This is a genomic window from Flavobacterium cheonhonense, from assembly GCF_035671315.1.
GTDB classification, from domain to species: Bacteria; Bacteroidota; Bacteroidia; order Flavobacteriales; family Flavobacteriaceae; genus Flavobacterium; species Flavobacterium cheonhonense.
In genome coordinates, this window is sequence record NZ_JAXAVY010000001.1 from 745,503 (window position 1) to 771,278 (window position 25,776).

Annotated in this window: 14 protein-coding genes; 5 read left to right on the plus strand and 9 right to left on the minus strand. The window is 39.9% G+C overall.

Annotation, left to right across the window (positions count from 1 at the left end; genetic code table 11):
* Together SK086_RS03310 and uvrC are read right to left on the minus strand one after the other, a co-directional pair.
* A complete protein-coding gene (locus SK086_RS03310; RefSeq protein ID WP_324689758.1) occupies positions 1-2,214 on the minus strand; it encodes a patatin-like phospholipase family protein in 2,214 nt (737 codons plus the stop codon).
* Positions 2,215-2,223: 9 nt separating this feature from the next.
* On the minus strand, positions 2,224-4,023 hold the full coding sequence (gene uvrC, locus SK086_RS03315) for an excinuclease ABC subunit UvrC (RefSeq protein ID WP_324690441.1): 1,800 nt from the start codon (positions 4,021-4,023) through the stop codon (positions 2,224-2,226).
* Positions 4,024-4,128: 105 nt separating this feature from the next.
* Here uvrC and SK086_RS03320 point away from each other — a divergent pair, with 105 nt between their 5' ends.
* Together SK086_RS03320 and SK086_RS03325 are read left to right on the plus strand one after the other, a co-directional pair.
* Positions 4,129-5,367, plus strand: a complete 1,239-nt coding sequence (locus SK086_RS03320; protein WP_324689760.1) for a pyridoxal-dependent decarboxylase — start codon at positions 4,129-4,131, stop codon at positions 5,365-5,367.
* The gene (locus SK086_RS03325) at positions 5,360-5,938 is read left to right on the plus strand and encodes a 5-formyltetrahydrofolate cyclo-ligase (protein WP_324689762.1); all 579 of its coding nucleotides are present in this window, start codon (positions 5,360-5,362) and stop codon (positions 5,936-5,938) included. The genes SK086_RS03320 and SK086_RS03325 overlap by 8 nt, the downstream gene beginning before the upstream one ends.
* Here SK086_RS03325 and SK086_RS03330 read toward each other — a convergent pair.
* A complete protein-coding gene (locus tag SK086_RS03330; RefSeq protein ID WP_324689764.1) occupies positions 5,907-6,533 on the minus strand; it encodes a lipoprotein signal peptidase in 627 nt (208 codons plus the stop codon). The two genes, SK086_RS03325 and SK086_RS03330, sit on opposite strands and share 32 nt — an antisense overlap.
* A gap of 184 nt (positions 6,534-6,717) precedes the next feature.
* Here SK086_RS03330 and SK086_RS03335 point away from each other — a divergent pair, with 184 nt between their 5' ends.
* Positions 6,718-7,965 carry an LVIVD repeat-containing protein gene (locus SK086_RS03335; protein ID WP_324689765.1) on the plus strand — a complete coding sequence of 416 codons (1,248 nt, stop codon included), beginning with the start codon at positions 6,718-6,720 and terminating at the stop codon, positions 7,963-7,965.
* 46 nt (positions 7,966-8,011) lie between these two features.
* Here the strand turns inward: SK086_RS03335 and SK086_RS03340 are convergent, their stop codons facing one another.
* The 5 genes from SK086_RS03340 to gdhA all read right to left on the minus strand — a co-directional run bounded on the left by SK086_RS03340 (position 8,012) and on the right by gdhA (position 16,583).
* On the minus strand, positions 8,012-8,392 hold the full coding sequence (locus SK086_RS03340) for a TraR/DksA family transcriptional regulator (protein ID WP_121312043.1): 381 nt from the start codon (positions 8,390-8,392) through the stop codon (positions 8,012-8,014).
* Positions 8,393-8,405: 13 nt separating this feature from the next.
* Entirely contained in the window at positions 8,406-11,807 is a 3,402-nt protein-coding gene (ileS, locus tag SK086_RS03345) for an isoleucine--tRNA ligase (protein WP_324689768.1), read from the minus strand.
* Positions 11,808-12,033: 226 nt separating this feature from the next.
* Entirely contained in the window at positions 12,034-12,747 is a 714-nt protein-coding gene (gene recO, locus SK086_RS03350) for a DNA repair protein RecO (protein WP_324689770.1), read from the minus strand.
* A 36-nt stretch (positions 12,748-12,783) separates the two neighbouring features.
* The gene (porZ, locus tag SK086_RS03355) at positions 12,784-15,075 is read right to left on the minus strand and encodes a type IX secretion system anionic LPS delivery protein PorZ (RefSeq protein ID WP_324689772.1); all 2,292 of its coding nucleotides are present in this window, start codon (positions 15,073-15,075) and stop codon (positions 12,784-12,786) included.
* A gap of 164 nt (positions 15,076-15,239) precedes the next feature.
* Complete coding sequence (gdhA, locus tag SK086_RS03360) at positions 15,240-16,583, minus strand: NADP-specific glutamate dehydrogenase (RefSeq protein ID WP_324689774.1); 1,344 nt, start codon at positions 16,581-16,583, stop codon at positions 15,240-15,242.
* Between the two features lie 264 nt (positions 16,584-16,847).
* On the opposite strand from gdhA, the gene SK086_RS03365 reads away from it, so the two are divergent.
* Positions 16,848-17,630: a THC0290_0291 family protein gene (locus SK086_RS03365; protein ID WP_407652318.1), complete on the plus strand. Its 783-nt coding sequence runs from the start codon at positions 16,848-16,850 to the stop codon at positions 17,628-17,630.
* 9 nt (positions 17,631-17,639) lie between these two features.
* Here SK086_RS03365 and hflX read toward each other — a convergent pair whose 3' ends face one another.
* On the minus strand, positions 17,640-18,860 hold the full coding sequence (gene hflX / locus SK086_RS03370) for a GTPase HflX (protein WP_324689778.1): 1,221 nt from the start codon (positions 18,858-18,860) through the stop codon (positions 17,640-17,642).
* Positions 18,861-19,049: 189 nt separating this feature from the next.
* Between hflX and SK086_RS03375 the strand changes: the two genes are divergently transcribed.
* Positions 19,050-25,745 (plus strand): choice-of-anchor J domain-containing protein, encoded by a 6,696-nt coding sequence (locus SK086_RS03375; protein ID WP_324689779.1) that lies wholly within the window; start codon positions 19,050-19,052, stop codon positions 25,743-25,745.
* Positions 25,746-25,776: the final 31 nt, after the last annotated feature.

The window sequence follows — 25,776 nt, forward strand, 5'->3', positions numbered from 1 at the left end:
TCAGAACCAAAATCCGACACTGATAAAGGTAAAGCCACGGTTCAATTCCGGCGACCAAGTGTATTTTACTTCTACCGGACCGATAACCGATTCCAAGGCATAGCCAACTGCATAACCGTTGTAGGTTGGTTTAGAAAGCCAATTCCCGGTTCTGAATAAATCGTCGGAAATGTTGGCATAGTTGGCGGCAAAATTGAAGTGATTTTTTTTGTAGAATTCGTAGTCAACGGTAAAGCAGGATTTGATGTAACTGTCGGCTGATAAACTCAAAAAGTCATACCCATAAAAATGCTTGAAATTATTGATGGTGTTAAAGCCGTATCCGCCTAAAACGAAATCAAAAAAGTGAACACTGTCATTTCCTATAGTAAATCCGAGTTCAGATTGTACTTTTAATGTTACTTTTTTATGGAATGATTTTACAAAGCCAATTTCTCCTTTGGCAATAGAAAAGCGATTGAATTCTCGGGTGTAATCTGAAGAATACAAAAACGATTGAATATCGCCCGACAAAAACCATCCTTTTTTAGGAAACAATTTGTTGTCGAAGGAGTCGAATTTCATATATCCAAAAATACTGGTGTAAAGACTATTTTCAAAAACCGGATTCACGGTGCCTAAGTTGTCCGATTTGATTTTAATATTTTTTAATTCTACTCCGCCGCCAATTAAGAATTTTTGCATAAAAACGGTTTGCATGTAGGCTTGATTGGTAAAATCCGAAAAGTCGATATTGATGCTGTTCAAGCCCAATTGGCCTAAAATGGCACCGTCTCGAAAGTCGGTTGACACGTTTCTGTTGAATTTGTTGTATCTCGATTTTAATCCGAAACTCCAGTAAAATCCGTTGTCAATGTAATAATCTAAGTTATAGCGAATGTTATCGCCTAATCCCAAATCCAAAGAAACCACATCGTTTTTGAAGAGCGATTTTTTCTGCGTGATGTTAGTCAGCAAAGCACTTTTGTACAAACCGTCGTAGTGCAATCCGAATTTTAAAAACGTTTTAGTATGGTTTTCGGTGAGATTCAATTTCAATTCGTCTGCACCTTGATAAGGTTCGATGGTATAACTGATGCGACTGAAGTTTTGCGTAGCATTGATATTATTTACGCCGGTTTTTAAATCCTCATAACTGATTTTTTTACCGTTTTTAAATCGCAGTTTTCCCAAAATGTATGCACGAGTGTAATTCTCCAAACGGTTAAGACTAATGCTTTTGATGAACAGCGAGTCGCTTTTAACCGGATGTTGGTTCAACACATATTTTTCTGCCGGATTGACCAACTTTTTAATTTTATCAATCTCTAACATGGCGGCAATTTCTCCTTTTTGGATGATCGCTTTTCCTTCATTGAAAGAGATTACACCATAATTGGAAATGTCCGGTTTGATGTAAATATCGGTGATTTTCTTTTTCTCGTTCATGCTTTTAATCATGTCCAAGTTGGTAATTTGCACCAAAATTCGGGTAGCATCTTTTAAAGCATCTCGGTTTTTCAAATCATCTTGAACGTCAACGCCAATAATGATGTCGGCGCCCATTTTTCTGACTTCTTCCGCAGGATAATTATTCACGACACCACCGTCAATCAATACTCTTCCGTCTATTTCCACCGGTGAAAATAAGGATGGAAACGCAGAACTGGCCAATAATGCTTGCGCTAAATAGCCTTCTTTTAAAAGAATTCCTTCGCCGGTTTCTATATCGGTGGCTACACACAAAAACGGAATCGGCAATTTGTCGAATTCTCGGATATGGCGGACTTTATGCGTTAATTTCGACAATAAATTATAGTTGTACATCCCTTTGGAAAGCGCAATGGGAATTCCGATTTTGAATTTGTGAAAAGGCAAAGTCAGCGCATACATTTCGTCGTTTCGCTTTTCGTAAAAACTTTTAGAAGAACGCGGAATGTAATCTTGCAATAATTCGTCGAAATCAGTGTTGTAAAAAATGGAATCGATTTGCGTCGCGCTGTAACCGGAAGCATACAATCCGCCGACTACTGCGCCCATACTGGTTCCGCCAATGTAATCAATTTTAACGCCGGCTTCTTCCAATACTTTCAAAACACCTATATGGGCAAATCCCTTAGCACCGCCGCCACTCAAAACCAAACCAATTTTAGGTCTTTTGGTTTGTGTTGAATCTTGCGCCACACTGACTTGAAGAAAAAAGAGTCCAAGAAGCAGCAGTGTAATTTTTTTCATAAAAAAAGGTTAGGATTTCCCGATGTTGTAAAATTCGGAAATTTTTTTGGCTTTTGAGGTACCAATAACCTCAGAAATTTCTTTTTCTGTGGCTAATTGTAATCTTTTAACACTTTTGAAATGTTTTAGTAATGCCAACATGGTTTTTTCGCCAATTCCGGGGATGGTTTCCATAGAGGTTTGCAAAGCCGATTTGCTGCGTTTGTCCCGATGGTGCGTAATCCCGAAACGGTGCGCTTCGTTTCGTAAATGTTGGATGATTTTTAAGGTTTCCGATTTTTTATCCAAGTACAATGGTACCGAATCTCCGGGATAAAACAGCTCTTCCAGTCGTTTGGCAATACCGATAATGGCAATTTTTCCGCGTAAACCCAATTCGTCTAAGCTTTTGAGTGCCGATGACAATTGGCCTTTGCCGCCGTCAATAATGATAAGTTGCGGCAACGCTTGATTTTCGTCTAGTAAGCGTTTGTATCGACGATACACCACTTCTTCCATCGAAGCAAAGTCGTTCGGACCTTCCACGGTTTTGATGTTGAAGTGACGGTAATCTTTCTTGCTCGGCTTCCCGTCTTTAAAAACCACGCAAGCCGAAACCGGATTGGTTCCCTGAATGTTCGAGTTGTCAAAACATTCAATGTGTCGCGGTTCTGTGGGCAATCGCAGGTCTTTTTGCATTTGCGCCATAATGCGGTTGGTATGGCGTTCGGGATCTACAATTTGCATCTGCTTTAATTGTTCCAAACGTTGGTATTTGGCGTTGCGTTGCGAGAGTTCGAGGATTTGTTTTTTGTCACCGAGTTGCGGTACGGTGACTTTTATTTTATCTCCGAAATCGAGCTCGAACGGTAGGATAATTTCTTTGGAAGTTAAGTGAAAACGCTCTCGCAATTCAACCACAGCCAATTCCAATAATTCTTCATCGGTTTCGTCGAGTTTCTTTTTGATTTCCATCGTATGCGAACGGATAATCGCGCCGTGTGCAATTTGAAGAAAGTTCACATAAGCCATCGATTCATCCGAAACGATAGAAAAAACATCTACGTTGGAAATTTTCGGATTTAAAATGGTGGAACGCGATTGGTAGTTTTCTAAAACCTCAATTTTTTCTTTGATTTTTTGGGCAGCTTCAAATTTCATATCCGCAGCCAATTCCAACATCATTTTTTTAAAATCGCGCAAACTGTCTTTAAAATTGCCTTTCAGAATTTCGCGAATAGCGTCTACTTGTTTTTGGTAATGTTCCAACGATTCATACCCTTCACACGGTCCTTTGCAGTTGCCGATATGGTATTCCAAGCAAACCTTGTATTTCCCCGATTGTATATTGGCATTGGATAAATCGTAATTGCAAGTCCGCAACGGATACAATGCTGCAATCATATCCAAAATGGTATTGACGGTTTTGAAATTGGTGTAAGGGCCAAAATATTCCGAGCCGTCTTTCACCATTCTGCGCGTGGGAAATATTCTGGAGAAAGGTTCTTTTTTGATGCAAATCCAAGGATAGGTTTTGTCGTCCTTAAGCAACACATTATAGCGCGGTTGCAGTTTTTTGATGAGGTTGTTTTCTAACAATAGGGCATCGGCTTCGGAAGCGACAACGATGTGCTTGATTTCCACAATTTTCCGAACCAACACATTGGTCTTGGCATTGTCATGGACTTTATGAAAATACGAGGAAACCCTTTTTTTGAGGTTTTTGGCTTTGCCGACGTATAAAATTTTACCGGCTGCGTCGTAATACTGATACACACCCGGACTGTCGGGCAAAGTTTGCAATTGCAGTTCAATAGAAGGCGTTTCCATACCAACAAAGTTAACGGAAATTGCCGTAAATACAAGAACTCTGTAGCCTAACATTTATCATGTTTTTTTTGTGTGCGAAGGGTTAGCTTTGTCAAAATTTTTAGGATGAAATACTGGAAAAAGCTTACCAACGAGCAAAGAAAAGAGCGTATAGCAAGGGCTTTGCAAGATAACGTCAACTTTTCAAAAGACACTTCTTTGGGTTATCCGGCCTCTAAATTAGACGGTATAGTGTTTAATGACGATGCGCCTTTTTTGAAAGACGCGCCCATTTTGCAAACCTATGTAGCCAATCCGAATAATATTGGTTGTCACACTTTTGGGACTTCGGAAAAAGCTTTTAACGGAACACACGAGATTGAGCGGGAAGTGTTGCGTGTTATAGCGGTAGATATTTTTAAAGCCGAACCGAACGCGTTCGATGGTTATATTTCGCCCGGCGGTACCGAAGCCAATATCCAAGCGATTTGGATGTTCCGCAATTATTACATGAATAATTATGATGCCAAAGCCGATGAAATAGCGATAGTAGCTTCAGAAGATACGCATTATTCGATTCCGAAAGCGGCTAATTTGCTGCAGTTGGATTGGCTTAAAATTCCGGTTGATTTTAATACGCGTGCCATTGATAAAGTTCAATTGGAACAGATAATTCTGAATGCCAATAACAACGGTAAAAAATATTTCCTTGCGGTTTCCAATATGGGAACTACCATGTTTGGTTCGGTAGACAATCCGGAAGATTATATCGCTGTTTTTGAAAAACATAACTTGCATTACAAGCTCCATATAGACGGTGCATACGGCGGATTTGTCTATCCGTTCAGTAATCAGCAATCAGTGATTAATTTTAGTAACCCAAAAATCAGTTCCATCACCATAGACGCACACAAAATGTTGCAAGCGCCTTACGGAACGGGTGTTTTTATTTGCCGAAAAGGCTACATTGAAAACGTACTGACCAAAGAAGCGGAATACGTTGAAGGCATGGATTTAACCCTTTGTGGCAGTCGAAGCGGCGCCAATGCGGTAGCGGTTTGGATGATTTTGTTCACTTATGGGCCAAACGGTTGGTTTGAAAAAGTGAGCGTCTTGCAAATGAGGACACAGTTTTTGTGTAACCAACTAAACGCTATGCAAATCCAATATTTCCGTGAGCCGTTTATGAATATAGTGACCATCAAAGCCGAGTACATTCCGATAAAAATAGCTGAGAAATATGGTTTAGTGCCACAACAACACGATGAAAATAACCAATGGTACAAAATTGTGTTGATGGATCACGTAGAAGTAGAACATTTGACTACTTTTATAGAAGATTTGATGGCCACTACCTATGTTTAAAAAAGACTTACGCAAAAAATACAAAGCACTTAGACAACAGCTTTCCGAAGCACAAATTGAAGATCAAAGTCTGGCGATTGCCAATCGATTATTACAATTAGACATTTGGGAGAATACCTATTTTCATTTGTTCCTGACCATTGAAGAGCAAAAGGAAGTAGACACTGAATTTGTATTGCAAATTTTAGCCGGAAAAGACAAAGAGATTGTGGTGGCTAAGAGCAATTTTGACACTTTGGCAATGACTCATTTTTTGTTGACCGACAATACCAAATTCCAAAAAAACCAGTACAATATTTTTGAGCCTGTAGATGGTATTGAAGTGCCGCCAAGCAAGCTGGATGTAGTGTTTGTGCCTTTAATGGCTTATGACAGTAACGGAAATCGAGTAGGTTACGGCAAGGGTTTTTACGATAAATTTTTGTCGCAATGCAAGGAAGAGGTCATCAAAGTTGGTTTCTCGTTTTTTGAACCTGAAGAAAATATAACCGATGTATCACCTAACGATATTCGATTAGATTATTGTGTAACGCCCGAAACTATTCATAAGTTCCCAAGGACGTCTTCTTAGCAAAAGCTTTTTTATTGAAGACAATCAATATCCCGACACCGGTAGAAATGGCCATATCGGCTATGTTGAAAATGGCATTGAAAAACTTAAAAGGTTCTCCGCCCCAAATAGGCAACCATTCCGGAAATGTGCCTTCGTAAATCGGGAAGTATAACATGTCAACTACTTTACCATGAAACCAAGTCCCGTATGGTTGATCGGGTGAAAAAGTAGCTATATGGTAACGAGTGCTTTCGTCAAAAATAACCCCGTAAAATACCGAGTCGATGATATTCCCGGCAGCACCGGCAAAGATAAGCGCGATGGCCACCATCAAGTATCTTGAACTGTGTTTGGTACTGGCGTCATACAACCAATATCCGATTCCACAGATGGCTAAAATTCGGAAACTGGTCAGAATTAATTTCCCGTATTCGCCAGGAATTTTAGTTCCCCAAGCCATTCCTTCGTTTTCGATGAGCAATATTTTAAACCAACCGGTAACGTCAATTTGGCTGGCATCTCCGTAAAAGAAATTGGTTTTGATGTATATCTTAACAAATTGATCAACCAATAAAACGATGGCAATGATTAGAATAGAGTTTCTTAACGACATTCTTAGGGTTTTAATGGCGCAAAAATAGCAATATTATTACACAAAAAGCAGAATATTTTATTTGTTAGTCAACTCATCTGATACATTTTAACGCTACCAACGAAAGATTGTTTATTTTTACCCTAAAAAGCAACCTAAACACCATTTTTTCATCCCTAAAATGAAAACCAATACAATAAACCTTATGAGAAAGTTTTATGCAGCCTTGTTTTTTACATTGGCACTATTCACAATGTCTTGTGATCAAGATGACGACAATGGAGGTTTGGCCAAATTTGCCGTACCTACCGTAAAATCATTAGCCGAAATCAGAAGTAATGTTTCGGTAACCACTGCCCGAGCTACCCAATCCAACGGTAAAATTTATGTCGCCGAAAACTATTTGTTTTACATTGCAAAAGAATCCGGTGTGCATGTTTTTGACAATACCAATCCGAGTGCGCCGCAGAACATCGCCTTCATTAATTTGGCCGGTGTGCACGATATAGCGGTAAAAGGGAATTACCTGTTTGCCGACAATTTTGTGGATTTGTTGGTGTTTGACATCAGTAACATCCAAAACATAACTTTGGTTCGTACTGTGCCAAATTCGATTGCTTTTTTCCCGGAATATCCTGAAGATGCAGAGTATTATGATTACACGGCAGAACCGGGTCAGGACGAGATTATCACCGGATTTACTGTCGAAATGAGAAACAGACCTCAAGGACAAGAAATTGTTTTGGCCAACGATGCTTTAGCCGGTTTTGAAAGTGCTAATGGCGGGAATATTGGCATTGGCGGTTCTTATGCTCGTTTTCAAATTAACAATAATGCTTTGTATACCATAGATTCTTATAAATTGAATGTGTTTAATATAGCCGATCCGGCTGCTGCTTTTTTCGATAAAGAAGTTTACATGACACAATGGTTTGGTGGCGGTGAATTTGAGACGCTGTTTATCCAAAAAGATATTTTATTTGTAGGTTCAACAACCGGAATGTACACTGTTGATGCTGAAGACGAGTTCAATCCGTATTTTGTGTCCGGTTTTGCTCATGCTACGGCTTGTGATCCGGTAGTGGTTTTTGGTAATACCGCTTACATTACGGTACGTGGCGGTTCAAGTTGCGGTGCGATTGAAGACCAAATTAATGTAATCGACGTAACCGATATTGCCAATCCGACTTTATTATCGACTTATTTATTAAACGAGCCTTACGGATTGGGCATTAAAAATGGGGTTTTATATGTAGGTTGCGGTACCGATGGTTTAAAGATTTTTAACGCCGCCAACAGTGCCGGTTTGGTTTTGGAAAACAGTTATGCTAATAATGTAAAAGATGTGATTCCGCTCGCCTCACATTTAATTACGGTAGGCGATAACACCATTACGCAATACAGCTACGGTCCGAATTTTTCGTTGATCCAGTTAAGTCAGATTACCTTATAAAAAAAGCCCCGAATTTCGGGGCTTTTTTATGATAAGATGGTTTGATTTATCGTTGTAAATTTTTGGCTTCGATACTCATAGTCGCATGAGGTACAATTTTCAAGCGCTCTTTCGAAATCAATTTTCCGGTCACTTTACAAACACCATACGTTTTGTTTTCAACACGGAACAAAGCATTTTTCAAATCGCGGATGAATTTTTCCTGACGAATGGCCAATTGCGAGTTGGCTTCTTTCGACATGGTTTCGCTGCCTTCTTCAAACGCTTTGAACGTTGGCGATGTATCATCGGTACCGTTATTCAAATCGTTCATATAAGCACTTTTTATCAAGTCTAAATCGGCTTTTGCTTTTTCAATCTTTGCTAAAATAATTTCCTTGAACTCTGCCAAATCAGCATCTGAGTATCTTAATTTTTCTTCTACCATAATCGTTACGTAATTATTTAGAAATTAATATTCTTGTTTTTATCTCATCAAATTCTATTTCAGAACCTTCGGTAATCTCATTCTCTAAAACCAAACTCTCGGTTAATGTCTCCGATTTGATATAGTTTTCATTTTCTTTAATGGCTTGCGCTAAAACCGGATGGTGTTGCAATTGCACTTTAATCTTGTCGGTCACTTCAAAGCCGCTGTCCTTTCTGATGTTTTGGATGCGGTTTACCAATTCTCTCGCAATACCTTCGTTTTTCAACGCTTCGGTTAGGGTAATGTCTAAAGCAACAGTGATGCCGTTTGCATTGGCTACCAACCAACCCGGAATATCTTGAGAGGAAATCTCAACATCTTCTAATGATAAAGTTATACTTTTTCCTGAAATTACAAGCGTTAGTTCGCCTTTAGCATCTAATTCGTTGATTTGCTCTTGGGTAAAACTTTGTATCTCTTTGGAAATCAATCCCATGTCTTTTCCGAAACGCGGGCCTAAAGCCTTAAAATTAGGTTTAATTTGCTTTACCAATACGCCTGAAGCATCGTCTAAAAGTTCGATTTCTTTAACGTTTACTTCGGCTTTTATCAGGTCGGAAACCGCTTCAATTTCAGCACGCTGAGTCTCGTCAAGTATTGGTATCATTACCTTTTGCAACGGTTGGCGCACTTTAATCATTTCCTTTTTGCGGAGCGATAAAACCAAGGACGAAACCGTTTGGGCTTTCCACATTTTACTCTCTAACGATTTATCAACAAAGTTTTCAACCATTACCGGGAATTTTGCCAAATGTACCGATTCAAATTCCTCCGTATGTGTTGCCTGCGTTAAGTCTCTGTAAAGTTGATCCATAAAAAACGGCGCAATCGGAGCCGATAATTTAGCTACAGTAACCAAACAAGTGTACAAGGTTTGATAAGCGGCAATTTTATCTGTTCCGTATTCGCCTTTCCAGAATCTGCGACGGCATAGACGTACGTACCAATTGCTCAAATTTTCTTGTACAAAATCCGAGATCGCTCTGGCGGCTTTTGTCGGTTCGTAATCCGCATAAGCTTCATCAACTGTTTGGATTAACGTATGCAGTTCCGATAAAATCCAACGGTCAATTTCCGGTCTTTCGTTCAACGGTACTTCGGCTTCGGCATATTTAAATCCGTCGATATTGGCATACAAGCTGAAGAAAGAGTAGGTGTTGTAAAGTGTTCCGAAGAACTTACGGCGTACTTCCGCCACACCTTCGATGTCAAATTTCAAGTTGTCCCACGGATTGGCATTCGATATCATATACCAACGCGTAGCATCGGGACCATATTCTTTTAAGGTTTCAAACGGATCCACAGCATTGCCCAAACGTTTCGACATTTTTTGTCCGTTTTTGTCCAATACCAAACCGTTTGACACTACATTTTTATAAGCGATTTTATCAAAAACCAAGGTTCCGATGGCGTGAAGCGTATAGAACCAACCGCGGGTTTGATCAACACCTTCCGCGATAAAATCGGCCGGGAAGGCTTTGTTATCGTCGATTAATTCGCGATTTTCAAACGGATAATGCCATTGTGCATAAGGCATGGCACCCGAGTCGAACCACACATCAATCAAATCGGATTCGCGTTTCATTGGTTGGCCGGATGGCGATACCAATATAATGTTGTCTACCACATTTTTGTGCAAATCCACTAAGTCATAATTGGCTTCGCTCATGTCGCCGATTTGGAATCCTTTATACGGATTTTCAGTTTGGAAACCGGCTGCGACTGCTTTCTCGATTTCAGTGTACAATTCTTCTACCGAACCGATAAGCATTTCTTCGGTGCCGTCTTCGCTTCTCCAAATTGGCAACGGAATACCCCAATATCGGGAGCGCGATAAGTTCCAGTCGTTGGCATTTTTCAACCAGTTTCCGAAACGACCTTCTCCGGTTGCTTTTGGCTTCCAGTTGATGGTATCGTTAAGGTCAAACATGCGGTCTTTGATTTCGGTTACTTTAATGAACCAAGAATCCAGCGGATAGTATAGAATAGGTTTGTCGGTTCTCCAACAATGCGGATAACTGTGTACGTATTTTTCAACCTTAAAGGCTTTGTTTTCTTCTTTTAAACGAATGGCGATTTCTACGTCGACTGATTTTTCAGGCGCTTCGCCTTCATTGTAGTATTCGTTTTTGACATATTTTCCGGCGAAATCACCCATTTGGGCTACAAATTTCCCTTGCAAATCTACTAAAGGAACAGGATTGCCGTTTTCGTCTAACACCAACATAGGCGGTACTTCCGGAGTAGCTTCTTTGGCTACTTTGGCGTCATCGGCACCGAAAGTAGGCGCGGTGTGTACAATTCCGGTTCCGTCTTCAGTAGTGACGAAATCGCCCGAAATCACTCGGAAAGCATTTTCAGGATTTTGATACGGCAAGGTGTACGGCAATAATTGTTCGTAACGGATGCCTACTAAATCAGCACCTTTGGCTTCGGTTAAGACTTGGTATGGAATTTTTTTGTCTTCGGCTTTGTAATTCGCAAAATCAGCTTCTGTTTCCGCAACAAAATATTTACCGCCGAATTGTTTTCCGACTAAGTTCTTGGCCAGAATCACATTTACCGGTTCAAAAGTGTATTGGTTGAACGTTTTGACTAAAACGTAGTCAATTTTTGGTCCAACGGTTAAAGCGGTGTTGCTTGGTAAAGTCCATGGCGTGGTTGTCCAAGCCAAAATATGAACATCGCCAAAGCCTTGTAAAAAGTTCGGTAAAGTTTCTGGTTTGGTTTTGAATTGCGCTACTATCGTCGTATCGGTTACATCACGATAAGAACCCGGCTGATTCACTTCGTGCGAAGACAAACCTGTTCCTGCTTTGGGCGAATATGGCTGAATGGTGTAGCCTTTATAGAGTAAGTCTTTGTTGTAAATTTGCTTAAGCAACCACCAAACCGTTTCCATGTATTTGGATTTGTAGGTCACATACGGATCTTCCATATCTACCCAATACCCCATTTTTTCGGTCAGGTCGTTCCAAACATCGGTGTAGCGCATCACGGTTCTTTTACACGCTTCGTTGTATTCGGTTACCGAAATGGTTTTGCCGATGTCTTCTTTGGTGATGCCTAATTCTTTTTCGGTGCCTAGCTCAACCGGTAAACCGTGCGTATCCCAGCCGGCTTTGCGTTTGACTTGGAAACCTTTCTGAGTTTTGTAACGACAAAAAATATCCTTGATGGTGCGCGCCATTACGTGGTGAATTCCCGGTAAGCCATTGGCCGACGGCGGACCTTCAAAAAACACATAAGGAGTAGCACCTTCACGGGAAGTGACACTCTGTTCAAAGACGTTATTTTTTTTCCAAAATGCAAGAACTTCTGAGGCTACAGTTGGCAGGTCAAGTCCTTTGTATTCAGTAAACTTAGTACTCATTTTTATCGTTTTCTTAAATCAGTTTGCGAAAGTAATAAATAGTTGTGAGTTATGGGTTATGAGACGGGAGTTTTTGCGTTAGCGGTTGGAGCGAAAATCCTTTTTTTGCCCAAAGTTCCTTGAATTGCCATAGTATGATTAAAAAAGATTGTAGCGGAAGACGCGGCCCAAAGGGACACGAGGCTTTGCAAAAGCTGACTACCCGAAGGGAAACGCCCATAAAATTTTAAGCAAAAACCTCTTTTAAAACGTCCAGCGATTTGGGTTTTTTGAAGCCAACTAAGTGAAAAGTATAGTAGTCTAAGAGGATTTTGAGTAAGAGTTGGCGTTCGTTACCGCTAAATATTTTTTGCGGACTGTCGAATTTCAAATCGATTAATTTTTTGAATAAACGGGTTTCGTTTTCGGGCAGGCAGCCAATACCTAGAGTGGGCGAAAAGTAGCCTTCTTTCACTTCAAAAAAGGGATAATCCATCTCGGAAGTATCGGGATAGAAACCCAAGAATTTGGTGATTTCCAATAGTAAAATCAAATGGAAATTAGAAGTTTCTTCATGGGTGTCGAGCCAGAGCAAAGCCGTTTCCAAGAACGTGAACAAGCGCTCATTTTTTTCTTCTTCGTGTATGCTGTGGTGGAGCATTTCGGAGAGAAAAATAACGATGGTACTTTTGATGATGTCGGTGTTGATGGTTTGGAAGGCGTGTGCCAGTTTGATTTCTTTGAAATGTTCTAAAGTGCCTTTGTTTTTGTGATTGGCTTCAATTTCGAGGACTGTAAAAGGCTGGAAGTAGGCAATTTTTTGGTTTGACTTTTTAGCTGAAAAAGCATTCGGGACAAAATAGCTTTTTAAACCATCGCTTTGCGTAAAACATTTTACTATCAAGCTTTTTTCCTGATATTTTAGGGAAGAAATGACAATGGCTTTGGTTTTGACAAGCATCTAAAAAGTGCGATTTACGAAGTTTGAAGTACGAAGTTATCGAATAATCATTACTTTTTTAACCGTGGTTTCCGAAGCATCTTCGGCGGCGATAAAAATCATGTAAACGCCGGAGGCTACTTTGTATTTTCCGAAAGCGGTAGTGTCCCATTCGATGGTGCCGCCGGTTGAAGTGGTTTCGTACACTAAGCTTCCCTCGATATCGGTAATTTTAATATTGGCACCCGAGGTTAAACCCGCAATTTTCACGGTTCCAACAAATTCCGGGCGTACAGGATTAGGGTAAACATAAACATCCTTTAAGTTGTCGGCCGGTTTGGTGGCTGTACCTTGAAATGACACCATACCTCTGTCGGTAGCAAAGAAAACTTCTCCGGTTTCGGCATTGATGTCGATATCGTTGACAACATTACTGGGTAGGGGCGAATTGTCTGTGGTAAAATGATAAATGGTTTCTTGACCGTTTGGAGAAAAAAGAAAAACCCCAGAATCGGCGGTGCCAATCCATTTTTCGTTCGAACCGTTAACGACGATGTCGGTGATGAATTGTTCGTACAACAGCTCTTGCGCCAAATCGTTTTCCAAAATAATGATGGCGTTGGCCCGCATTTGTTCCGTACCATTGTAACTTCCTGTACTTGGTAAGACACGTAATCCTTTATTGGTGCCGATCCAAACTTGGTTTCGGTTGTCGATGGCAATAGCCCTTACGTCTCTGGAGGGTAAATTTCCGGCTTCAGGGCCTTCGGTAATTTTTTTGAACTCGTTCACCGTTTCATTAAAAGCGATAACGCCATCGAGGTAAGTGGCCATCCATTTGGTGTCGGTTCTGTCGATGACTATTTTATTCATGTTGGCCGACGTGAAATTGTCCAAAATGCCTTCTAAATTATAAGATTGCCATTGTCCGCCACTTCGCAATACTTTCAATTGGTTTTTGATGTTGTTGTTGGTTACCCAAAGATTGCCTTGTCGGTCAAAAGCCGTCCCATTAATTCTGACGCTAATATTGGAGCCGTCTACCAAAGATTCCAAGCCACTGTTGGTTTGGTCATACAGCATGGTGGGAATGTCACTTTCAATTTTCAGTAAACCTCTGTGGTAGGAGCTCATGAAAACCTGATTTTCATTGGTGGGATTGACGGTGATTTTAGAGAGCGCTTGGGCGCCCAGTAAATCCGCGTAAGGAAGGTGAAGCCAACCATTGGTTGCATTGTATTTTGAGATCTCAAATTGCGACGGATTATTGCCAAAATAAGTGTATGGGTTGTAAAAAATATCGTAACCACCATAAGTCACCCACAGGTTTGACGATGAGGCGTCAATAGCAAAAAGTTTATTTTTTGTTGGCCCAGAAGGCATAATAAATTCGAAATTGTTGGGAGCACTGACAGGAGCTGATAAAACGCCGTTTTCGTTGGTGCCTATGTAAATGGTATTGTTGATTACGGTAGCCGCAGTAAAAGTCACCGTTGGCGAAGTCACCAGACCGCTTTGAATGTGAGCCACGGTATTTGATCCTGTATTGATAATATAAACGTGATTGACAGAAGCTGCGATGAGATAGTCGTTAGTTGCTCTGAAGTCGATGCATGCCTCACCAATGTTTGCCACTTCAATAAAACCGCCGTTGTGTTTGTAGATTTTATTGTTAGTACTGTAAAGAAATAATTGGTTGTTAAAGGTTGTTATGCCAAACCAATAGCCACCGTCGAAGGATGTCCACTGAGCAAAGTCAACTAAGTTCGGATTGGATAAATTTGCTTTTAGGATGCCGTTGAGTTGTGTAACGGCATAAATTTCTCCGTTGAGAACAGTGGTTTGGAAGACTTTGATTTCTTGACCGTTGGGTCCGATAAAATAGGTATCACCAAATTCCAGCGTTGCTAATTTGTATTGTACAATTCCAAAGTCACAAGACAGGTATAAAATGCCTTCGTGTTCGGTAAAGTGGTTTATTTTTTTGATGTTAGCCGGAAGATTTTTGTTGATTATATCGACCACATTCAACATACTGCCGTCTATGTCATTGATAACAATCATCAATCCGCTTTCGTAGCCGACTACGGTTTTTTGAAAAGCATCACTGTGGTGTATAGCTGAGATGGTTTTCCCGGATAAGCCATCGATGGTATTGATGGTTTGAATGTTGTTGGAAACAGTGTTTTTGGTAAACAATGCGTTTTCCGAAGCGGCATAAACTTTCGTGACCGATTCAGAAAGGTCTTTGATTTGGTTGTATGAAAAATACCCTTTCCAATTTTGGTTTTGTTGTGACCAACTCCATTGGAATATAAAGAGCAATACGTAAAAAAGGCATTTTTTCATCTAGCAGCAATTTGACACAAATATAGTATAAACGAGAAAAATATCGATTTGGTATTTATGTCAAAAAAAAAGGCCTTCGTTTCCGAAGGCTCTTTTTGAAGTTTTTATTCCGCTGTCGCTCCATACAGTTCGGCAGCGGCCTTGAGTGGTTGGTTTTATTTGGTTTATACGATTCCTTGAGCCAACATGGCATCGGCTACTTTAACAAAGCCGGCAATATTAGCACCTTTTACGTAATCTACGTAACCGGTTTCATCTTTGCCGTATTTTACACAAGCAGCGTGGATGTTCGCCATGATGTCTTTCAATCTTTGGTCTACTTCGTCGGCAGTCCAGCTCAAACGCAAAGAGTTTTGCGACATTTCTAAACCTGAAGTGGCAACACCTCCGGCGTTAGAGGCTTTTCCCGGAGCGAATAAAATTTTCGCATGCAAGAATACCTCAATAGCTTCAGGCGTTGAAGGCATGTTAGCACCTTCGGCCACACAGATACAACCGTTAGCTACTAATGCTTTGGCTTCTTCACCGTTTAATTCGTTTTGAGTGGCACATGGTAAAGCAATATCACATTTTACTTCCCAAGGGCGTTTTCCGGCTACAAAAGTAGCATTCGGGTATTTTTTTACGTAATCTGAAATTCTTCCGTAGTTTACGTTTTTGATTTCCATGATGTACGCTAATTTTTCAGCGTCAATTCCTTCTGCATCATAGATGTATCCTGATGAGTCAGAAGCCGTAACTACTTTACCGCCTAATTGAGTGGCTTTTTGGATGGCGTATTGAGCCACGTTTCCGGAGCCTGAAACCACTACGGTTTTTCCGGAGAAACTATCACCTTTAGTAGCTAACATGTTTTGAGCAAAGTATACATCGCCATAACCTGTAGCTTCAGGACGGATTAATGAACCTCCGAAAGTAATTCCTTTTCCGGTAAGTACTCCGGTAAATTCGTTTCTCAATCTTTTGTATTGTCCGAACATGTAGCCTACTTCTCTTCCGCCTACACCGATATCTCCTGCAGGAACGTCGGTATCAGCACCGATATGTTTGGCTAATTCAGTCATAAATGCTTGACAGAATTTCATGATTTCGTTATCTGATTTTCCTTTAGGATCGAAATCAGAACCACCTTTTCCACCGCCCATTGGCAAGGTAGTTAAGCTGTTTTTGAAAGTTTGTTCGAAAGCTAAGAATTTCAAGATGCTTAAGTTTACAGAAGGGTGGAAACGGATTCCTCCTTTATAAGGTCCGATGGCGGAGTTCATTTGGATTCTGTAACCACGGTTGACTTGCGTATTACCGGCGTCATCAATCCAACAAACACGGAACATGATTACTCTTTCCGGTTCTACCATTCTTTCCAAAAGCATTTTGTTTTGGTATTTTTTATTTTGTTCGATAAAAGGAATTACGGTTTCGGCAACTTCCTTAACGGCTTGCATGAATTCGGGTTCGTGGCCATTTCTTTGGGCAACTAAATCGATAAAATCATTGATACTTTGTGACATAAAATATACTTTTAATTTTTTTAAGAAAACGTTTTCGTAAATTCCGACAAATATACATTTTATTAAAAATACGGGGGCAAATTTTTTTAAATTCTCAGAACTTTTGTGTTTATGTTAAGAAATTTTAAATAAGTCTATATTTAATTAAGGTTTTTAGAACTTTTTTTGCTTTTTTTCGTATATAAATCAACAAATTTTTATTTTATTTTACAACTGAATGATGTTTTTATATATTTGTCGATAATTGAACTTATCAGTATGCAAATGCCCAAAAAATATATCGCAATTGTTTTCCTAATGTTTGCATTTACGAATAATGCCTTGTCTCAGTTCGGTTTTTCGCATGAGGTTGGTGTTATTTTGGGTCCGGTGGCCTTTCAATCGGATTATGGCGAACGAAATGATTTTTCTACCAACACTGGAAATACTGGTTATGGGATTGGATTGATTCACTATTTAAACTTTTCTTACCGAGCTGACTGTAATTGTTACACACCGGAAACCTATTTTAACGATCATTTCAAATTAAGAAGTGAGCTGTCATACAATAAAACGGACTTGCAGCATTTTGGGCGTTGGGTTGATCCCGACAAAACTTCTTTGTTTGCCAACCAGTTGAGAGGAATGCGTGGTAGTACTTCGGTAACTAATATTGGGATGCAATTGGAATATTTTCCTTTAAGTATCAGAGATTTTTCGTCTACAATTGGGGCTTGGGCACCTTTTATAAGTTTAGGAGGCCAGTTCAGTTTTTATGATCCTGAGGCTTATTCAACTTTAGGGCCATTGAATACACCAATTTCTACACCTATTAAATATTACAATGCTACCACAAACCAAGGGGGAACTGTTTGGTCTATTGTTGGTAGTGTTGGGACAAGATATAAGTTAACCGAGTTGTCTGACTTAATGGTTGATTTAAGAATGCAGTACTATTTTTCCAATTGGGTTGACGGGTTGAATCCGGATCCGGCGGTTTATGTTGAAAACAGAGCTAACGATTGGAATGTATGGTTGAACTTTGGTTACATCTATTACTTGCAATAGGCCGCACTTTTATTCTTCAGAAGCGTCTTTATAATCAGGATATAAAAATTTATTGTACGGGAATCGCGTTATGTGAATTTCTCTAACAGCTTCGTAAACTTTTTCTCTGAATTCTTCAAAATTTTCTTTGTTAGTAGCCGAGATGAAAAGCGCGTTTTTTTCACCCACATTGTGCATCCATGTGGTTTTCCATTCTTCCAAAGTGTAATGTTTGGTCGTTTTTTCGGTGATTAAATCATCAGCTTCTATTACCAAATGTTTGTAGGCATCAATTTTATTAAATACCATTATAGTTGGCTTGTCATTGCTTTTGATGTCTTGTAAAATTTGATTTACAGAGGCGATGTGTTCCTCAAAATCAGGATGTGAGATGTCTACCACATGCAGTAACAAATCCGCTTCTCTTACCTCGTCCAAAGTACTTTTGAAAGATTCGATTAGCTGAGTTGGCAATTTTCGTATAAATCCCACGGTATCGGATAGTAAAAAAGGCAAATTTTTGATAACCACCTTACGAACGGTGGTGTCTAAGGTGGCGAAAAGCTTGTTTTCTACAAATACCTCGCTTTTACTGATGACGTTCATTAAGGTAGATTTACCAACATTGGTATAACCTACTAAAGCAACTCTTACCATTGCGCCACGGTTGCTTCTTTGTACCGCCATTTGTTTGTCGATGGTTTTGATTTTATCTTTTAACAATGCGATTCTGTCGCGCACAATTCGGCGGTCGGTTTCTATTTCTGTTTCACCGGGACCACGCAATCCGATACCTCCTTTTTGACGCTCTAAGTGCGTCCACATTCCGGATAATCTCGGCAATAAATATTGGCATTGCGCTAATTCTACTTGAGTACGCGCATAAGAGGTTTCAGCTCTTTGAGCAAAAATGTCTAAAATGAGATTGGTTCGGTCTAAAATTTTACAATCTAAAATTTTAGAAAGATTTTTTTGTTGGGATGGTGATAATTCGTCGTCAAAAATGACGGTAGAGATAGTATTTTCCTTGATGTAAAGATTGATTTCGTCAATTTTTCCGGTTCCCAAGAAGGTTTTCGGATTGGGTCTTTCTAATTTTTGAGAAAATCGTTTAATAACTTCTCCTCCAGCGGTGAAAGTTAAGAATTCAAGTTCATCAAGGTATTCTTTTAATTTTTCTTCACTTTGGGTTTGAGTAATTATACCCACCAATACCGTGCGTTCAAAATTTATAATTTCTTTTTCTAACATTATCTTCAATTGAGTTACAAAAGTAAGGATTACAAGCTAAACTTTAGGTAGAATTATTTTACTAAAACATAACATTAACTTGAATTATTGTTTCAAAAAAAAATTAAAAGGCATTTTTTTCATAATTTTTACTAAATTTGGAACTCAAATTCCAAAAAAACTCAATTAAACAACTAAAATTTTCATTTCATGAAAAAAATTACATTACTAATTTTGTTGATGTTCTTTTCTGTCTTTGGCTACTCACAAATGGCTTTGGAAGGATTCGAATCAACAACCGGTCCGGATGCGCTTCCCTCTACCAACTGGACATTAGGGACTGGAAACTGGGCCGTTTTTGACAACGGAGTAGGAACCGTTCAGCGATGGGGCATCAATTCAACAGTGGCCACGCCACCAAACCCGCCTTTTGTTTATCAAGGTGCTAATGCAGCCTTTGTAAGTCGCGAATTTATCGGACAGGATAACACCTCCGAGGATTACTTGGCAACACCATTAGTGACCATTCCTACGAATGGTCAACTTCGTTTTTATACCCGAAGTTTTACCACAGGAAATCAAGGAACGCTTTATCAAATTAAGGTCGCTCCCGCTACTGCTTCACAAACCAATCCTGCAGCTTATACTTTAGTACAGCAATGGAATGAAACAACTTTAACGGCTACCTATAATATTTATGAAGAAAAAGTAGTGAGTCTTGCTGCTTATGCCGGGCAACAGGTATATGTTTCGTTTGTAAAAGTTTATACTCAACCGTTAGCTGTTTTAGACGGTGACCGTTGGTTGGTTGACAATGTTAGTATTTTAGAACAATGTTTAGACCCAACCAATTTGGGCGCTAATGCAATTACACAAACCTCTGCTAACTTAACTTGGACCAACACCAGTGGGGCTAACTCATGGGAGATTGAAGTATTGCCTTTTGCCAATACCCCAACCGGAACCGGAGTAGTGTATAACGGATTTCCGCCGTATACTGCTACTGCTACGGCAACGGGTGTAGCCTTTACACCAACTACCAACTACAAATATTACGTTCGTGCTTTGTGTGCCAACGGAGCCAGCAGTCAATGGGTAGGGCCATTTGCGTTTTCTACTTCTTCACCGGGTTTGACTTGTGCTTCACCAATCGTTGTTACAACGCTTCCTTATAGTACTACGGATAATACCGGAAACTATGGCGATACTACCGATGCGGCTCAGCCGGCAGCTTGTGCCGGAACGGCAACCAATTATATGACTGGTAATGACGTGTTTTATTCGTTTACTCCAACAACTACCGGAGCTATCAGTGTTACAATGACTCCTACCGGGAACTGGTCTGGTATTTTTGTTTACCAGGGATGTGCCAACGTAGGTGTTAACTGTGTTGCCGGTGTGGCTAATACTGGGGGAGGAGTAAGATCTATTCCAAGTATCCCAGTTGTTGCAGGGCAAGAATACATTATTGTAATTTCAACTAATGCGACACCACAAACCATTGGATATACGCTCGTTATTCAAACGGTTAACTGTGCTATGCCAACAACTTTATCTGCTTCTGGAATTAGTCAAACTTCTGCTAACTTGAGTTGGGCTAACCCAGGTGGTGCTACTTCATGGGAAGTTGCTGTACAAACCGCTGGATCTCCAATTCCTGCTGGAGCAGGTGTACAAACCAATGTGAATACTAATTATCCTGCTGCTGGTTTAACTGTAAATACGGCATACCAATATTATGTAAGAGCGGACTGCGGAAACGGTACTTTCAGTGCTTGGGCAGGGCCATTCTTGTTTAATACTTTGTGTGCTCCTTTCAATGTGCCTTTCCAAGAAGGATTCAATAGTACTTCTACTACTGAAAACTGTTGGACTGTTCTTAATGTTAATGGTGATACTGATTTATGGAATATGAATTACGCCACCACCCCATTTGAAGGTAACCAATGTGCTGCTATTACGACAGATTTTAATAATGGAGCTAATAACGATTGGTTGATTTCTCCGCAAATCATTTTAACAGGTAACCAAAGGTTGAAATTTCACTACAGAGTTCAATCAACCGGTGAACCAAATGATTTCAGAGTAATGTTGTCAACCAACGGAACCAGCCCTGCTGATTTTACAACCACATTGCTTCCACTAGCAACCTATAGTAATACAACTTATGTTCAAAGTATAGTAAGTTTAGCTGGTTATACAGGCCCTGTTAACATTGCATGGCATGTGCCGCAAGGAGGTTTAGACGGATGGAGATTGTTTATAGACAACGTAATTATAGAAGATTTACCATCTTGTCCTGAGCCAACTGCTTTAACCTCAAGTAATGTACTTTCAACATCTGCGACAGTTTCATGGGTTAACGGAAATACTGAAACTGCTTGGGAAGTAATTGCTTTACCATGTGGTTCTCCTGCTCCTACAGCTGCATCAGTTGGAGTAAATGTAACCACTTCGGGGACACACACTTTGACAGGTTTAAACCCAACCACCTGTTATGATGTTTATGTTAGAGCGGTATGTGCGGCTAACGATATCAGTCCTTGGACCGGTCCAACTACCTTTACTACTCAAGTGGCTCCTCCTGTTTGTGGTGGTCCTTACGTAGATGCCGGTGGTGCTAATGCGAATTATCCTAATAGTTCAGATTCGACAGTGACTATTTGTCCTACACCTGGCAATGTAGTTACCGTTACATTTACCTCCTTTAACACAGAGGCTAACTGGGATGCTTTATACGTTTTTGACGGAAACTCTATCAATGCACCTCAAATTGCCAGTACAAATCCAGCAGCCAACGTTCCCGGTGGATTGGCAGGAGGTTTTTGGGGTACTACAATTCCTGGACCGTTTACATCATCAAGTACTGATGGATGTTTAACTTTCAGATTTAGAAGTGATACTTCTGTTAACAATCCTGGATGGGTTGCTAATGTAACTTGTGATCCTGCACCAAATTGTGCTAAACCAACTGTATTAACAGCTACTCAAATTACAACAACTTCCGCTCTTTTGGGCTGGACAGAAGCCAGTGCTGATGTAACCCAATGGGAAGTGATTATTTTGCCTGCAGGTTCTCCTGTGCCGTTACCAAGTGCAACCGGAACTATAGTTTCAACCAATGGTGCCCTATTTAGCGGATTAAACCCTGGTACACAATATACTTTCTATGTTAGATCAATTTGTCCTACTTCAGGAACCAGTTTATGGTCTAACGGATTTAACTTTAATACGTTGTTAGCTAATGATGAATGTAATACGGCAATTTTTGCTCCTGTAAATTCTTCTTCCGTTTGTCAACAAGTTACTCCGGGATCATTAGCCGGTGCAACAGCTTCTGGTGCGCCTGCAATCGCCCCATGTATTGGTACTCCTGATGATGATGTTTGGTATCAATTTATAGCTTCAAATCCATTTTTAACAGTATCGTTACAAAATATAGTCGGATCAACTACCAATTTAAATTTTGCCGTTTACTCAGGAAGCTGTGGAACATTAGCTCAGTTGTTTTGTAGTGCTGCAAATACTACGAGTGGAGTAGTAAATGGTTTAACTATTGGACAAACTTACTTTGTTCGTGTGTATTCAAATGCTAACACTCCACAAACGACAACTTTCAATTTATGTATTTCAACCCCAGCTAGTTGTATATCTGGTCAAGCGGCGTGTCAAAACTTGAGCTATCAAAACACTACCGGCGTTGCCAATCAAGGAACTATTGGTTGTTTGGGAAGCTCACCAAACCCTGCTTATTACACAATTAATGTAGCTACGTCTGGTCCTATAAATTTATTATTAACGCAGTCAACCACTCAAGGTGGAACACCTAATTTAGATGTGGATTATGCTGCTTGGGGGCCTTTTACAAATCAAGCTGCTGCTTGTGCTGCTATTGGAAATCCTCCAACTTTGGCTCCGGGAATTGGAGTTCCGGTAACACTACAAACTGGTTGTAGTTTTTCTGCTGCTCCAACTGAAAATTTAAATATTGCCAATGCAGTTGCAGGACAAGTATATGTTATTTTAATTACTAATTTTTCCAATCAACCAGGTTTTATCAGTTTAACACAAACCAATGTTGGCGCTCAAGGAGCAGGTGTTTATGATTGTTGTCCGGACGCGTTTTTTACTTATACCCCGGCTTCTTATTGTAAGTCACCAGGAGCCCCTAACCCAGTTCCTACAATCAATCCAGGTTCGCTTGCAGGTGTGTTTTCCTTATCGCCGGCTTCACCAACAGGTTTAGTATTTGCTAATACTGCTACCGGTGAGATTGATTTAGCGGCAAGTGCTCCAGGAAACTATTTGGTTTTAAATACTGTTGCTGCAACGGCATCATGTATTGAAAGACAAAGAACTTATAACATCAGTATTGTGGCACCAAGTTCGGCTACAATTTCTTATGGAGCTCCATCATATTGTAAAAACATTAACACTCCTCAAGCGGTTACTGTAAACGGAACAACAGGCGGTACTTTCTCTGCTACTCCTAATGGAGGTTTAAATATCAATGCCAACACAGGAGCCATTGATCCAAGCACCAGTGCGCCGGGCGTTTATAATGTAACTTATTCGTTACCAGGTTCTACGGTTTGTGCCAATGCAAATCCAACTACTCAAGTAGAGATTTTACCTTTACCGAATGTAGTTCAACCTGCTTCAGTTCAAGCTTGTGATTCTTATACATTAACTACTTTGACTGTTGGTAATTATTTTACACAATCTCAATTAGGAGGATCAACCACGCCAATTGATATAACTACTCCGTTAACTTCATCTCAAACAGTATATGTTTATGCTATAGATGGTAACGGTTGTTATAACGAAAAGTCATTCAATGTAACCATTAATTCAGTTCCTACACCAACTTTCACAGCAACACAATCTGACTGTGCAACAGCAACAGGAACAATTACAGTTAATTCTCCAACTTCACAAGCGGGTACTACTCCGACTGACTTGTTCATATCTGAAGTGACTGACGAGAGCACAGGTTCTTTAACTTACATTGAAATCTTTAACGGAACCGGAGCTCCTAAAAACTTAGCCAACTATAAATTAAGAATTTATACTACGGTAACCGGAAATCCTTCTTGTGATTTGACTTTGTCAGGAACATTAAACAACAATGCAACACATGTTGTCGCTGTTGGAAGTAATGTTAACCAAGGAGGAGTAACACCAAATCAGGTTTTCGCTTCTTGCGGTGGGGTTAATGATAATGATAATATTAGATTAACAACTTCAGCAAATGCATTAGTTGATATTTGGGGAAGAACTGATGGTGTTTCTTTCACACCAGGTAATCAGGCTGGTTACACTTACAGAAGAAATACCAATGCTGTAGCTCCTAGTACTACTTGGAATTCTGCAGATTGGACTGCCATTGATCCGCAAGATTATACTAACGTAGGTTCTTATGTTAATTTTGTGAATAACTACGAGTATAGTATTGATGGTGGTACAACTTATCAATCATCTCCTGCTTTCACTGCTGTTGCCCCTGGCACACATGTTTTAGTAGTTAGAGATATTGCTACAGGATGTACTTCACAACCTATAGATGTATTTGTAGCACCTACTAACCCAATTCCGGCAGTAACCACTTTTGATTACGGAACAGGTACTTTCTGTCAAGACGCAGCAAACCCTTCACCAAACACAAGTGCAACCGGATTTACAACAGGTGGAACTTTCTCAGAAGTTAATACAACAGGTTTAGTTATCGATCCTGTAACAGGTCAGATAAATTTAGCGGCTTCTACAGTTGGTTCACATACGGTTAGATATGAAGTGGCCTTTAATCCGGTAACTTGTCAAAGTGCAGGTTCAACTGATGTTACCATTCAAATTATTCAAGTAATTAATCCGATTGTTGGATTCAGTTATAATACAACATCAATTTGTCAAAATGCACAACCATCTACGTTAACACCAACTTTAGATGCAGGATTCAGCACTTTTGCGCAATTCTTTGTAACGCCTTCAACGGGATTGTCAATAAATACTACAACAGGAGTTATTAACTTGGCAGCTTCAACGGCAGGTATTTATCAAATTGTTGTTGATGTAACTGCTGACGCAGCTACTTGTAGAGTTCCAGCAACATCAGCTACCTTTACTTTAGAAATCAAACCAGTGATTACACCGGTAGTTTCTTTCAGTTACAACTCGCCGGTATGTGCTTCTGATTCAGTTAATTTACAATCTCCTATTCTTGGAACAGGATTTACCTTGGGAGGTGTTTTCTCTTCTTCCGCAGGATTATCTCTAAATGCTAGTACCGGAGTTGTTACCGTAGATGCTAGTACTCCAAGTACTTCAGCTTACACAGTTTCTTATCATATTGATGCTGATGCTTCTACTTGTCAGTTAGTAGGAGACAGCCAAGCTACAATTACAATTATTCCGGAGGTTGCGATTGAAGTAACAGGAGGTTGTGAAGGTGTAAGCTATGTGTTGACTGCATCTCCTGTTGACGGATCATTTAACCCGCAAACAGTTACTTACTCTTGGCAGAATAGCTTAGGTATTGAAGTTGGAACTACACAAAGTATTACCGTTACTGAATTAGATACTTACACAGTTATTGTTAATGATAATGGATGTAATAGTGAGTCTGCTGCATTCCCGGTTGATGCCATAACTTGTGTTGTCCAAAAAGGTATTTCTGTTAATAATGATGGTTTAAATGATACTTTCGACTTGAGAGGTTTCAATGTTAAAAAGTTAACTATCTTCAACAGAAACGGAATGAAAGTATACAGTCGTGCTAATTATACTAATCAATGGGGAGGACAATCTGATGATGGTGACGATCTTCCTGATGGAACGTATTACTTTGTTATTGACAGAGATAATGCAGAAACCAAAACAGGTTGGATTTACATTAACAGAGCACAATAGGACATTATAAATTGGCATACAAAATAAAACA